General features: G+C 39.8%; 11 protein-coding genes. 8 read left to right on the top strand and 3 right to left on the bottom strand.

Going from position 1 to position 13,398, the window contains the following annotated elements:
* Window positions 1–6: 6 nt before the first annotated feature.
* Window positions 7–1,197 carry an AI-2E family transporter gene (locus I585_RS10405; RefSeq protein WP_010741727.1) on the bottom strand — a complete coding sequence of 397 codons (1,191 nt, stop codon included), beginning with the start codon at window positions 1,195–1,197 and terminating at the stop codon, window positions 7–9.
* Window positions 1,198–1,438: 241 nt separating this feature from the next.
* On the opposite strand from I585_RS10405, the gene I585_RS10410 reads away from it, so the two are divergent.
* Window positions 1,439–2,560 carry an AI-2E family transporter gene (locus I585_RS10410; protein ID WP_010741728.1) on the top strand — a complete coding sequence of 374 codons (1,122 nt, stop codon included), beginning with the start codon at window positions 1,439–1,441 and terminating at the stop codon, window positions 2,558–2,560.
* A 138-nt stretch (window positions 2,561–2,698) separates the two neighbouring features.
* Here the strand turns inward: I585_RS10410 and I585_RS10415 are convergent, their stop codons facing one another.
* A complete protein-coding gene (locus I585_RS10415; protein WP_010741729.1) occupies window positions 2,699–4,087 on the bottom strand; it encodes an amino acid permease in 1,389 nt (462 codons plus the stop codon).
* Window positions 4,088–5,151: 1,064 nt separating this feature from the next.
* Here I585_RS10415 and I585_RS10420 point away from each other — a divergent pair.
* Entirely contained in the window at window positions 5,152–6,129 is a 978-nt protein-coding gene (locus I585_RS10420; RefSeq protein WP_010741730.1) for a hypothetical protein, read from the top strand.
* Window positions 6,130–6,147: 18 nt separating this feature from the next.
* Here the strand turns inward: I585_RS10420 and I585_RS23840 are convergent, their stop codons facing one another.
* Window positions 6,148–7,113, bottom strand: a complete 966-nt coding sequence (locus tag I585_RS23840; RefSeq protein WP_010741731.1) for a response regulator transcription factor — start codon at window positions 7,111–7,113, stop codon at window positions 6,148–6,150.
* A gap of 273 nt (window positions 7,114–7,386) precedes the next feature.
* On the opposite strand from I585_RS23840, the gene ptcA reads away from it, so the two are divergent.
* The 6 genes from ptcA (at window position 7,387) to I585_RS10455 (ending at window position 13,388) form a co-directional block, all read left to right on the top strand.
* Window positions 7,387–8,406, top strand: coding sequence for a putrescine carbamoyltransferase (gene ptcA / locus I585_RS10430; RefSeq protein ID WP_010741732.1), 1,020 nt, complete (start codon window positions 7,387–7,389; stop codon window positions 8,404–8,406).
* 118 nt (window positions 8,407–8,524) lie between these two features.
* A complete protein-coding gene (locus tag I585_RS10435; protein WP_010741733.1) occupies window positions 8,525–9,916 on the top strand; it encodes an APC family permease in 1,392 nt (463 codons plus the stop codon).
* On the top strand, window positions 9,900–10,997 hold the full coding sequence (gene aguA / locus I585_RS10440; RefSeq protein WP_010741734.1) for an agmatine deiminase: 1,098 nt from the start codon (window positions 9,900–9,902) through the stop codon (window positions 10,995–10,997). Before I585_RS10435 ends, aguA begins: the two co-directional genes overlap by 17 nt.
* A 9-nt stretch (window positions 10,998–11,006) precedes the next feature.
* Window positions 11,007–11,936, top strand: a complete 930-nt coding sequence (gene arcC / locus I585_RS10445; RefSeq protein WP_010741735.1) for a carbamate kinase — start codon at window positions 11,007–11,009, stop codon at window positions 11,934–11,936.
* Between the two features lie 99 nt (window positions 11,937–12,035).
* Window positions 12,036–12,704: a CPBP family intramembrane glutamic endopeptidase gene (locus I585_RS10450; RefSeq protein WP_010741736.1), complete on the top strand. Its 669-nt coding sequence runs from the start codon at window positions 12,036–12,038 to the stop codon at window positions 12,702–12,704.
* 18 nt (window positions 12,705–12,722) lie between these two features.
* On the top strand, window positions 12,723–13,388 hold the full coding sequence (locus I585_RS10455; protein ID WP_010741737.1) for a CPBP family intramembrane glutamic endopeptidase: 666 nt from the start codon (window positions 12,723–12,725) through the stop codon (window positions 13,386–13,388).
* Window positions 13,389–13,398 lie beyond the last annotated feature (10 nt).

The raw sequence follows: 13,398 nt of genomic DNA on the forward strand, positions 1-13,398 counted from the left end.
AGTTTTCTAATTGCTGGGATATTCTTCTTGCGAAAACTCAGTTTTTTCATATTCACCTTCATCAGTGCCATAATAGCGATTGTAGCGTTGCTTGAATTTTCGGAAAAGAAAGACGCCAAAGGCCTTGAATACCGTATAGGTTGGAATACCGAAAACTAAACCGAAGAGACCGAATAGATTTCCCATCACTAATAAGACCAAAACGATGGTTACAGGATGGACCTTTAATTGATCACCTAAAACTTTCGGCTCGATCACATTGCCATTCAAAATTTGTTCGACGATCCAGACAGCAACCAAACCCAACAACATTTGGAAGGAATGCAGCAAAGCAATCACCGCACACGGGACAAAGGCAATAAAAGGGCCGATATAAGGAATAAATGAAGTGACTGTAACTAAAATGGCCAATGGCAAGCCATAGGGCATACCGATGATCAAAAAGCCGACAAAGACAATCAAGCCATTGGCTAGGGCGACAATAAATTGGCCTTTCAAATAATCCCCAACCTGGCTGTTTAAGATCCCGCCTAGTTCATTTGAATCGTCGCGGAATTTAGGCGGCAGCAATTTTAAAAAGTACTGATAAAAGTGACGCGCATCCTTCAGTAAGAAGAAGGTAATGATCGGTGCAGTAAATAGAATGATGAAAAAGCCGCCAACGGTTGAAAATAATCCGCCGATAAAACTCTGGATATCGCCTAAAGAATTGGACAGAGTGTTAATTACTTGGTAAACAATATCTTCTAAAGAATCAAAAATATCAGCTGTCGGACTTTCTAAGACCGTTCCAGAGACAAGTTCCTGTAACGTTTGGTTGAAAGAATCAACGTGCTGCGGGAAGTCATTCACCAAATTCGCCGTTTGACTATAAATTTTAGGAACAGCCCAAACACTAAAGGCGCTTAAAAGAAGTAAGAGGACAACAACGATCCCTAAAATTGAATAGATTCGCTTGATCCCTTTTTTCTCGAAATAATTGACGATCGGGTCCAATAAATAATACAGGATCAGTGCCAGCAGGACAGGGGCAAAGATCGTTTTAAAAATAATCAGCAATGGATTAAAGATAAACCGCACATGGTAAAAAATAAAAATCAAAGCTCCTAATAAGACACCGGCAATCAAGGTAAAGAGTAGGTTCCGGCCGCCGATAAACTTGATCCAACGGGTCGCTTTTGTCGAAGGTCGTTCCATTTTTATCAAATCCTTTTTCTTTTTATTGTAGCGAAGAACGAATTCCGACACAAAAAATAGGCTTAAACCGTCCGTTTTAAGCAATAATTTGAAAAATGAAGGAGCAATTTCAATTTAATTGATTTGTTTAGTTTATATAAAACTTTTACTTTATTTTTAATAAAAGCATTCTTACTTGATTCTAGAAATGATAAGATGAAGCCATATCCTGGGGGATAAGAATTTTTTTAAGGAGGCTTTTATGCTGACACGTTTCAAACAATCAAAACTGTTTTTTTGGACAGCCGAGATTGTCTTAACTATTATAGGTATTTATTTTCTGCTGCAAATGCCTAATATTTTCGAACCAGTGCTGGGGATGATCTCCGCGATCGTAATGCCGTTGTTAATTGCTGGTTTTCTTTATTATATGTTCGATCCAATCGTTGTCATTTTGGAAGAACGCGGGGGATTGCCGCGCGTCGTTGGTTTTCTCTTATCCTTTGTTGTGATCGCCTTTATTATTGTGTTGATCATGATGAATGCTGTTCCGAAGATGATCGAACAAACGGTTCAGCTGACGCAAAATCTGCCTGTATATGCAGAGGAATCCGGCCGCTGGATAAATGATCTGGCTAATCGAGAGGAATTTAAGAATTTCAATCTTGAACAACAGCTGGCATCTGCGAATTTAACAATCAATAATCTGCTTAAAGTCGGGATCGTTAGTGTAACCTCTAGTTTGTCACGAATTGTTGGGTTTGCGATGAAATTTTTTGTTCTATTATTTACGGTTCCTTTTATCTTGATTTTCATGTTCAAGGATGGACATAAATTCTTAGACGCTGTTTCTCAGTTCTTTCCAATATCGATTCGTAAGGAATTGCGTCAAACGGTTCGCGAATTAAATGAAACATTATCCGCGTATATCAGCAGTACGGTTTTAGATGCCTTTATCATTGGGATCTTGAGTTTTATTGCGATGACGATCTTTAAACAGCCGTATAGCTTGCTGCTGGCTCTTTTCTGCGGAATCACTAATATTATTCCGTATGTCGGTCCCTTTATTGGAGCCGTGCCGGCAATCATCGTAGGACTGTTCATTTCACCGCTGCAGGCGCTTTATATGGGGCTTTCAGTGCTGGTCATTCAACAATTAGACGGCAATCTGATCAAACCGCTGCTGTTTGGCAAGTCGTTGAATATCCATCCGTTGACGATCATCTTGGTTTTGATTGGAGCAGGCAGTGTTGCGGGAATTGTTGGGATGCTGATCTGTATTCCAGTGTATGCCGTGATTAAAACGTTGATTATCAATATCCATAAAATCTATCAAATTCGTCGCGAAAGTCAGTTGTTTAAGGACAATAGCGAAGGCAGCTAAGCCAGCGGATTTTCTGATTAATTGAAGAGGCTCTGAACTATCAGAGCTGTCCTATGTACGGGGCAGTTCGATTGTTCAGAGCCTTTTTGTGAATAGTTTACATAAGTAATGAAACGAAATAAATAACTGATTTTAATTCTAGTCATCAGAATTTCGAAAAATTTTGTTGAATATCGGTATATTTTGCTCGAATTTGAAGTAGTAAATCCCTAGAAGGGTGATAAACCAGATTGGCGAGAAAAACAAAGCCTCTCGAGTATCATCTGCTAGTGCTAGAACGAACAAGACAAACGCCAGAAAAGCGAATATCAAATAGCTGGTGTAAGGAAAGAGCGGCAGTTTGAAAGAACCCTTAGCTGCTAGTTCCGGTTTTGTTTTGCGATAACGCATATGAGTGAGGACGATCATCCCCCAAATAAAGATAAAGCAGATCGTCGCGATCGAGCTGATCATCGTAAAAATCCGACTAGGCACGAAGAAGTTCAGAATCACCGCAATAAAAATGACGAGTGTTGAGAATACCAGTGCATTCCCCGGAACGCGATTACGAGTCAGTTTGGTAAAGCGGCTTGGCGCACTGCCTTCTTGAGCCAGCGATCGAACCATCCGACTAGTACTGTAGATCGCGCTGTTGCAGGCCGACATAGCAGAACTTAAAACGACTAAATTAACGATCGAAGCCGCCGCTGCAATTCCAATCTCTGAAAAAACTTGGACGAACGGGCTTTGATCTGCGGATAGACTCGACCAAGGATAGATTGACATGATCATGAATAAGGAGCCTAGATAAAACAAAATAATCCGCAATGGAATGGTATTGATCGCTTTTGGTAAAACAGATTTTGGATCAGAAGTTTCACCGCCGATTAAGCCGACCAATTCCACCCCGCAAAAGGCAAAGGTCGCCATTTGAAACGATAGAACGAAACCGTTCATGCCTTTCGGGAAGAAGCCGCCGTGGCTCCATAAATTGCTGACATTTACTGTGCCTGCGCTTGTTTTGAAGCTGGTGAAGATCATAAAAGCACCGACAACAATCAAAACGATGATTGCAACGACTTTGATCAGAGCAAACCAGAATTCCATTTCCCCAAAAAGACCTACGGCTACTAGATTCAAGCCTAATAGTAGAACGAGTGCGATAATCTCTGGCAGCCATTGAGGAATACCCGGCAGCCAGTAGTTGACGTACATTCCAGTTGCCGTCAAGTCGGCCATCGCGATCGCGATCCAGCAAAACCAATAGGTCCAACCAGTAACGAAGGCGGCTTTATTTCCTAAGTAATCTGCAATGAAATCTAAAAATGAATGATAATTTAAATTTGACAGCATTAATTCACCTAATGCACGCATAATCAAAAAAATAATGATGCCTGTGATCATATAAGATAAAAGAATCGAAGGACCGGTAAGTTGGATCGTTTTTCCGGCGCCAAGAAACAGCCCAGTGCCGATTGCTCCTCCAATCGAAATTAATTGCACATGCCGATTTTTTAATCCTCTTTCTAATTCTTCATGACTTTCCAATAAAATCAGTCCTTTTTTTAATATAAGAAAGAGTTTATCAAAAAAATTGGCGGAAACTAAAAGTTAGCCATCAAGATAATAAAACGATTAGATTTTTATAATAAATTTAAAATAACAAAAAAATAGAAAGAGTTGCTAAAGATTTCCCTATAACTTATGCTTTGTAATGATTAAAATGCTATAATATTGACAAATTGTGTTCAGAAGTCCATGTGCATGTTCAATTTTATTGGTTCATAGGTGAATGACAAAGGACAAGGAAAATAGATAGATTAAAACGAATAAGGATGCCAGTTCAACTTTTGGCAGTTCGTTCAGTGATAAGCTCAAAAAAAGGTTGAAGTAAATAAAAGTGACCGATACTAGTAGAATGGTATACGGCATGAGAATAAACCCTATTTTTCGATTTTTGAAAAATAGATACTTAAAAACGAATAAGGATGCCAGTTCAACTTTTGGCAGTTCGTTCAGTGATAAGCTCAAAAAAAGGTTGAAGTAAATAAAAGTGACCGATACTAGTAGAATGGTATACGGCATGAGAATAAACCCTATTTTTCGGTTTCTGAAAAATAGATACATTAAAACGAATAAGGATGCCAGTTCAACTTTTGGCAGTTTGATCAGAAATAAGCTCAAAAAAATGGTTGAAGTAAATAAAAGTGACCGATACTAGTAGAATGGTATACGGCATGAGAATAAAATCTATTTTTTGTTTTTTGAAAAATAGATACTTAAAAACGAATAAGGATGCCAGTTCAACTTTTGGCAGTTCGTTCAGTGATAAGCTCAAAAAAAGGTTGAAGTAAATAAAAGTGACCGATACTAGTAGAATGGTATACGGCATGAGAATAAAATCTATTTTTTGTTTTTTGAAAAATAGATACTTAAAAACGAATAAGGATGCCAGTTCAACTTTTGGCAGTTCGTTCAGTGATAAGCTCAAAAAAAAGGTTGAAGTAAATAAAAGTGACCGATACTAGTAGAATGGTATACGGCATGAGAATAAAATCTATTTTTTGTTTTTTGAAAAATAGATACTTAAAAACGAATAAGGAGGAGCCGGTTTGAACAAAAAAACAATCGGTTGGGTGTTATTAGGACTGGTTGTGTTTGGCGCAGTAAGTTTTGCCAGCTACCACATCTATCAAGAAAAAGTGATCCAGTCAGAGAAAGAGAACAAGAAAGTCCTGAATGATCGTCTTACGGATCTTTATGAGGATCAAAAGTCGGGCTATTTTAAAGCGGATATCTCGGCGGAGGCTTTTGATGACTTAGCCTCTGAGGTGAAGAATCAACGGGGAGAAAGCCAAACATTAGAAGACATTGATCAAGCCAAAAAGAATTTTGAAATTCAAGTTGGGCTGAATGATCTGTTTGAAAGCGACGTATTAAACGGGTTAGACTTGTCTGCTCGCCCTATTTTAAAAGATCCTGAGGAGAACAAGATTAAGGCGTTGAAGGAAGAGTTGGGTGAAAGTCCTGCGAAGGATAAGGACTGGGGCCAAGATATCAGCATGCTTTTGGGCATAGCAGAGACACAATCAAAAGATTTCGCTAATGCTGAGAGTGATGTGACGAATTTAGTAAATAAAGGAACTAGTTTGACCTTAACCGACTATTTGGCAGGGGTTAAAACATTGGCGGTCTTGCCAGATGGTAAATTTAAAGGACAGTTGTTGGATAAATTGGCTCCGGTCAAAAACCAGCTAGCAAACGAAAATGATAGTTTTGCTTCACAGATTCAGCAGAGTGATGCTTCAATGGCAGCGGCAGAAAAGAGTTATCAGGAGCGCCAAGCCAAAGCATTATCAGAACGTAACAAAGAACTAACAGAGTTGAAAAAAGATTTAGCTGAAAAACAGGAGACATATGACTCCTATAAAGAGATATTGGATTCTATTGATAATAGTGAGAAGGACGAATCTTCCCGTAAAAAAGCGGAGTCTGATTCTCGTTCACGTGAATCGGATTCTTCACGATCATCTAGTTCATCAAGCTCTAGTTCATCTTCATCCGATGAACATCACCCAGATGACAATTAAAAAAAGAGCAACGATTTTTTATGAAAAATCGTTGCTCTTTTTTAATGTCATTTTTTCACTGGAGGAGGCTTGATAGTCTTCAAAAAGCGGAAAAATCTGTGTGCGCTTCTTGATATCAAGTTTAATAAAAATATTGTGTACGTGGGTCTTGACTGTTCCAAGAGAAAGGAAGAGCTGATCGGCGATTTCTTGATTGGTTCGATGGAACATCAGCAGTTCAAAAACTTCAGTTTCCCTTTGCGTGAATTGGTGAGCATGACAAAATCTTTGAATCATGATTGATTCTTCTTGCTCTTCAGGGCTTTCCTCTTCAGAAATTTGCCGCTCTTTTAAAAAGAAGTGGAAGAGCAGCAGGCAAACGGTAATAGAAAAAATGTCTTCAGAGATGCTCCGATTATATATTTTGGTCGTTAAAGAGCTGTATTGGTCAACATTGAAGATTACAAAGCTATCCTCTAGGACGATCAGAATACTAAACAGAAAATTGATGATCGCTAATTTTTTTAGATAGCCTTTATTTAAATCGGGCAACTCTTTTTTAGTTCCTCGCCAACAATAAAAGCCCAAATAAAGGAGAAAAATTTGATTTCCTAAATAATAGAGCCAAACTTTGAAGGCTGAATTTTCTAATAATGGAATAGAGACCATCCAAACGGCTAAAGCAATGAGCAGGCCATAGTGGAACGGTTTGAGTTTTTCTTTACGCAGTTCGGCAATGATGGAAGCGGAGAAGAAGGCATTTCCCATAAAGATGATGGTCTTAACCGCAGGGGCACTCATAAATGCTTGGTCATAACTTTGGGCAAAGGAATTGATGAATTCGGTCATATAAATAATGATGTTGTCAAAAATGAAGAAGGCTAGATAGAAACTGATCAGCAGAAACACTTTGTTTTTTTCTTTTAGATAGGAATTTATAGCAAACGCCATGGTGATGGAATAAAGAATGATCAAAAGAATATTGTAAACGAAGATAGCTATCATATTGAATCCCCTTTCATTTTAGAATCAAGATTCCTGTTTTTCACTCTAAGTATAACACCATTTATTCCCTCTTCGTTCCAAAATACGCTAAACTTTTCCCTAAACTTTTCTAAACCCTTGAAAAATAAAAGGTTTACATCTAAAAATAAACCATCTATGTAATGGTGAATTACGCAAATGATAGCGTTTACATCCTTTAGCTTATCGTAAACTAGAGCTTTTTATCCTAAGGTAAAGATGCAAAAGCAAACAAATTACTTAGGAGGCGTCAACATGACAAAAAGAGATTTCATTACAACAGAAAATTACACACGGGAGGAGATTCAATACATCGTCGATTTATCATTGAAAATCAAAGCTTCTATTAAGAACGGTTTTTATCCGCCATTATTAAAAGATAAAGTGTTAGGCATGATCTTCCAGCAATCTTCTACTAGAACACGGGTTTCATTTGAAACAGCGATGACGCAATTAGGCGGACACGCAGAATATTTGGCACCTGGTCAAATCCAATTAGGCGGACACGAAACAATTGAAGATACAAGTCGTGTACTATCTCGTTTAGTCGATATCTTGATGGCACGGGTTGAACGTCACCACAGTGTGTATGACTTATCCAACAACGCAACCATTCCAGTTATCAACGGCATGTCAGATTTTAACCATCCAACGCAAGAATTAGGCGATCTTTGTACAATGATCGAACATCTGCCGGAAGGCAAGAAAATCGAAGACTGTAAAGTTTCCTTCATTGGTGATGCGACACAAGTATGTTTCTCATTAGGTTTAGTCGCAACAAAAATGGGTATGGAATTTGTACAATTCGGTCCTGAAGGGTTCCAATTAAACGATGATCATCGTGCAAGATTAGATGCGATCTGTAAAGATTCAGGCGGTTCATATACGGTTTCTGATCAAATCGAATCAATCGAAGGCTCAGACTTTGTTTACACTGATGTTTGGTACGGATTGTATGAAGCCGAATTATCAGAGGAAGAACGCATGAGCACTTTCTATCCGAAATACCAAGTAAATGACGAATTGATGAAACGTGCCGGAGCCAATGCGAAATTCATGCACTGCCTGCCTGCAAGCCGTGGTGAAGAAGTAACAGATGAAGTAATGGATGGACCAAACTCGATTTGTTTCGATGAAGCAGAAAATCGTTTGACATCGATTCGCGGCCTATTAGTTTACTTGATGCACGATTATGCAGAGAAGAATCCAATCGATGAAAAGAAAAAAGCAGAAGCAAAAGCAGATTTGGAAGTCTTTTTAGGCAAAGCGCTATAGACCCCAGAGGTGAGGACGGAAATGATCTGCTGCAATAAAACCAATCAGGATTATTTCCATTCGGGGGTTGAGGCAATCCTCAATCCCTGTTTCCCTTGTACCGGAAAGGAAGAAAACAATGGGAGAAAAAAAGAAGAAGTTTAGTTTGATGAGTGCAATATTATCCGTTATCTGTGTCGTGTTCGTGGCAGAGGCAGCGGCGCCGGTTGCGGCGATTGGAAATTCACAATTTTTTTGGTGGATCTTCCTGCTGATCGCGTTCCTTTTGCCATACGGCTTAATGTCTTCAGAATTAGGCACAACATATATTGGCGATGGCGGGATCTATGACTGGGTGACACAGGCCTTTGGACATCGCTGGGGGTCACGTGTTTCGTGGTACTACTGGATCAATTATCCGTTATGGTTGGCTTCGCTGGCAGTTGTTTGTCCCGATCTGTTAACAACGATCACAGGGGTTGAATTCTCAACATTACCAGCTATTTTGATTGAATTAGTGTTTATTTGGGTAATTGTTTGGATCAGTTTTTATCCAGTCAGTGACAGTGTATGGATTCTAAATGGTGCGGCTGTCATTAAAATGATCTTGGCCATTTTGATCGGCGGATTAGGTGTTTACACCGCTGTTACGAAAGGTGTAGCTAATGAGTTTACCTTGTCATCGATGCTGCCAAGTTTAGATTTAAATAGTTTATCCTTTATTTCGGTTATCATTTTTAACTTATTAGGTTTCGAAGTTATTTGTACTTTCGCGGATGATATGGAAAATCCTAAGAAACAAATTCCACAATCGATCATTGTCGGCGGTATCGTAATCGCGGCAATCTACATCTTCTCAGCATTCGGGATCGGTGTAGCGATTCCAACGGATCAAATCAGTACCGGAAGCGGACTGATGGACAGCTTTAAACTATTGACTGGTTCAACTGGCGGCTGGTTTATTATCTTGATGGCGTTCTTGTTCTTGCTGACATTATTCGGCAACATGATTTCTTGGTCGCTTGGTGTGAACAATACGGCCTGCTATGCGGCTGAAAATGGCGATATGCCGAAATTTTTCGCAAAACGCGGCGGGAAAGACGAAATGCCGATTGGGGCCGCGATTATGAATGGGATCGTTGCGACTGTCGTCGTAGTGATTGCGCCGATTTTACCAAATCAGGATTTATTCTGGGCGTTCTTCTCATTGAACCTAGTAATGTTCTTAATGTCTTATGTACCAGTATTCCCAGCTTTCTACAAATTAAGAAAAATCGATCCAGATACACCACGACCATTCAAAGTTGGCGGAAGCGATGCTTTCTTGAAAGTTTTGGTTGCGCTGCCAATGATTATGATCGTCATTTCATTGATCTTTACAGCATTACCGTTGCAGTTTGACCCTGCGACACTAAGTGAACAACTGCCGATCACGATCGGAGCTGTCGTCTTCACCGTATTTGGTGAAGGGATTATATGGGTGAAAAAAATCAAAAAAGAGGGAGTAATTTATCATGGCGAAAAGAATTGAAAAGACAACACCGAAACAAGACGGATTTAGAATGCCCGGCGAGTACGAACCACAAGAGAAAGTTTGGATGATTTGGCCTGAACGTCCAGATAACTGGCGCGATGGCGGGAAACCAGCACAAGAAGCTTTCACTGAGGTTGCTAAAGCGATCAGCAAATTTACACCAATGAATGTGGTAGTTTCACAACAACAATTCCAAAACTGTCGTCGTCAATTACCAGAAGATATCACTGTTTATGAAATGTCGAATGACGATGCTTGGATTCGCGATTGCGGCCCAAGTTTTGTGATCAATGATAAAGGCGAATTACGCGGAAATGACTGGGGCTTCAACGCTTGGGGCGGTCTTGTTGACGGATTGTATTTCCCATGGGATCAAGACGATTTAGTCGCACAGAAAATTTGTGAGATTGAACATGTAGATTCTTATCGCACGGATGATTTTATTTTAGAAGGCGGATCTTTCCACGTTGATGGAGAAGGCACTGTTTTAGTAACAGAAATGTGCTTGTTAAGTGAAGGGCGCAATCCTCACATGACAAAAGAAGAAATCGAACAAAAATTATGCGATTACTTGAATTGTGAAAAAGTCCTTTGGTTAGGCGATGGGATTGATCCAGAAGAAACGAATGGACACGTGGATGATGTGGCATGTTTCGTTCGACCTGGTGAGGTTGCATGTATCTATACAGAAGATAAAGACAGCCCATTCTATGAAGCGGCTCAAGATGCGTACAAACGTTTAAATGAAATGACGGATGCGAAAGGCCGTAAACTAAAAGTTCATAAAATTTGCTGCCCGATCGAAAATGTAACGATCGACGGCAACTTCAAGATCGACTACGTGGAAGGAACGATGCCGCGGGAAGATGGCGATATTTGTATCGCTTCATACATGAACTTCTTGATTACGAATAACGGTGTGATCGTTCCGCAATATGGCGATAAGAATGATGCATTAGCGCTTGAACAATTAGAAATGATTTTCCCAGATAGAGAAATTGTGGGTGTTAATACTGTAGAAATCGTCTACGGTGGCGGAAATATTCACTGTATCACACAACAACAACCACAAAGATAGGAGACGCTCATGTCAAAAATCGTTATCGCATTAGGCGGAAATGCTTTGGGCAATTCCGCGAATGAACAGTTAACTAAAGCCGAATTAGCGGCGAAATCAATTGCGGATTTAATTACTGCGGGGCATCATGTTGTGATCGCTCACGGAAATGGACCGCAAGTTGGGAAGATTCGTTTAGCGTTTGAAGAAACTAGCCAAACACCAGAAGATACCATGCCGTTTCCAGAGTGTACGGCAATGAGTCAAGGCTATATTGGGTATCACTTGCAGCAAGCCATTGATGAAGAATTGGTAGCCCGCGGCTTGGGGGATATCCCAGTTGTCTCGATGTTGACACAAGTCGTGGTTGATCCTGCTGATCCGGCATTTGCCAACCCAACGAAACCAATCGGCGGGTATTACAGCGAAGAAGAAGCGAAAAAATTGATGGCCGAAAGTGATGATGTATACGTAGAAGATGCAGGACGCGGCTGGCGACGGGTAGTGCCATCACCAAAACCGGTCGATATCTACGAAAAAATCAGTTTAAAAACCTTAGTCGATGCGGGGCAAGTCGTAATCGCCTGTGGTGGAGGAGGTATCCCGGTAATTTATGAAGGGACCCATTATAAAGGGGTCGATGCTGTAATCGATAAGGATTTTGCCGCAGCAAAAATGGCGGCACTGATCGATGCGGATGTCTTCATTATCTTAACGGCGGTTGATCATGTCTTTGTTAACTTTGGCACGCCAGAGCAAAAAGCCTTGGAAACAACAACGGTAGCGGATATGCAAAAATATATCGAAGAGAAACAATTCGCACCCGGCAGCATGCTGCCGAAAGTCGAGGCCGCAATGGATTTCGCTGAATCAAAGGCAGGCCGACAAGCCATCATTGCCTCATTGGAACAAGCGTCAGAAGCAGTTAAAGGCACTAGCGGAACAATCGTACAAATGTAATTGCGTATCCCCAGATATTTGGCAAAAAACCAAATATCTGGGGATTTTTGTGTTGTTTAAAGGAGTACAATAAAAGTAAAAAGGGAAGTGAAAGGAGTCATGAAAAATCAAACAGTTGAAAAGCTCTGGAATGTCATGATTTGTTTAGGATTGGGCGGCTTAGTTCTCTTGTTCTCTGTACTTTTTTCAATGTTTTTGTGGGCGGCTCAAGGAAACAATAGTCATAATTGCTCAGTCATCGAAATCTTTGCGATGTGTTTTTTCAGTCTGTTTGCTTCATTTGTGATGCTGCGGCTTTCCGAAAGTTTAAAGTTATTCTCTTTTGATTTGAAGTTTTTTTCAAAGAAAAATGGACGAATACTGTTTCTCTGTACGCTTTTAATGTTGACACTTTTATTTGCCGAAATAGTTCTCATGAATCAACACCTGATCAGTGATAAGACCATGAATCCACTTGCAGCTCAAGTTTTTACGAATGTACCGCCGCTGATCATGGTGCTCTTCTCCTTTGTTTTTGCCCCAATTATGGAAGAGGTCGTTTTTCGCGGTGGAATCATTGGTTTGGTTTTCAATGATCATTTGCTGTTAGGTGTCTGCATGTCCAGTCTGATTTATTGTTTGCTCGTGCGGCCGGAAAATATTTTTGATTGGCTGCTATGTTTTGCCACGAATGCTGTTTTGGGGATTTCCTATGCAAAAACAAAACGACTAGAGGTACCGATTATTATTAAAATGATTGCTGTTTTATTTATCGCACTATCTATTTAAGTTGTAGAAGGAGAAGGTATGAGAGAGAAAACAAGTGAAGGTTTATCGAATATTTTGACTATGTTGGTTTTGGCGGGAACCTATTTGCTGCTGTATACGGTGTTGATTTTTCTGATTCAGAGTTCTTATAATCCAGCAACAAAAGATTTTTCAGGCTCATCAAGTTTATTGATCTGTCTTTTCGGAGCGGGTAGTTCCATTGTATTATTACGGCAATTAAAAAAATCGGAGGTGCTATTATATAATCCAGCTTTTTCTGTGAAGAAAACGATCAGCGTCATTGTTTTGGGGTGTCTAGTGAAACTATTATTTATTTTAGGCATGGCTACACTTATAACAAAAAATAGTGAATCTATGGCTTCTAGTGAACAAACGCTCAGTCAAATGATGCAAGGCCTGCCCTTTGCAGTATCGATTTTTATTTTTTGCGTGTGCACGCCAATCATGGAGGAAGTTGTTTTTCGCGGAGGTATTATGAGCGTGGTCTTTAAGAATCGGCTCATTATAGGAATCATTGTTTCGAGTTTGATCTTTGCATCGTTTCACTTGCCGCAAAATCTTTTTGAATGGATTCTTTATATAGGTGCTGGTTTGATCCTAGGATTGTCCTATGGAAAAACGAATCAACTTTTCATACCGTTTGCGATTCATTTTTTTACCAATCTTTTCTCGAGCTATATCTAGAGTGAGTAAA

Origin of the sequence: Enterococcus malodoratus ATCC 43197 (assembly GCF_000407185.1) — a bacterium.
In the GTDB taxonomy this organism is placed as follows: Bacteria; Bacillota; Bacilli; order Lactobacillales; family Enterococcaceae; genus Enterococcus_A; species Enterococcus_A malodoratus.

Excerpts from the sequence above, each read along its gene's own strand:
- I585_RS10405 (WP_010741727.1), bottom strand. The coding sequence starts at position 1,197 with ATGGAACGACCTTCGACAAAAGCGACCCGTTGGATCAAGTTTATCGGC.
- I585_RS10410 (WP_010741728.1), top strand. The coding sequence starts at position 1,439 with ATGCTGACACGTTTCAAACAATCAAAACTGTTTTTTTGGACAGCCGAG.
- I585_RS23840 (WP_010741731.1), bottom strand. The coding sequence starts at position 7,113 with ATGATAGCTATCTTCGTTTACAATATTCTTTTGATCATTCTTTATTCC.
- ptcA (WP_010741732.1), top strand. The coding sequence starts at position 7,387 with ATGACAAAAAGAGATTTCATTACAACAGAAAATTACACACGGGAGGAG.
- I585_RS10435 (WP_010741733.1), top strand. The coding sequence starts at position 8,525 with ATGGGAGAAAAAAAGAAGAAGTTTAGTTTGATGAGTGCAATATTATCC.
- aguA (WP_010741734.1), top strand. The coding sequence starts at position 9,900 with ATGGCGAAAAGAATTGAAAAGACAACACCGAAACAAGACGGATTTAGA.
- arcC (WP_010741735.1), top strand. The coding sequence starts at position 11,007 with ATGTCAAAAATCGTTATCGCATTAGGCGGAAATGCTTTGGGCAATTCC.
- I585_RS10450 (WP_010741736.1), top strand. The coding sequence starts at position 12,036 with ATGAAAAATCAAACAGTTGAAAAGCTCTGGAATGTCATGATTTGTTTA.
- I585_RS10455 (WP_010741737.1), top strand. The coding sequence starts at position 12,723 with ATGAGAGAGAAAACAAGTGAAGGTTTATCGAATATTTTGACTATGTTG.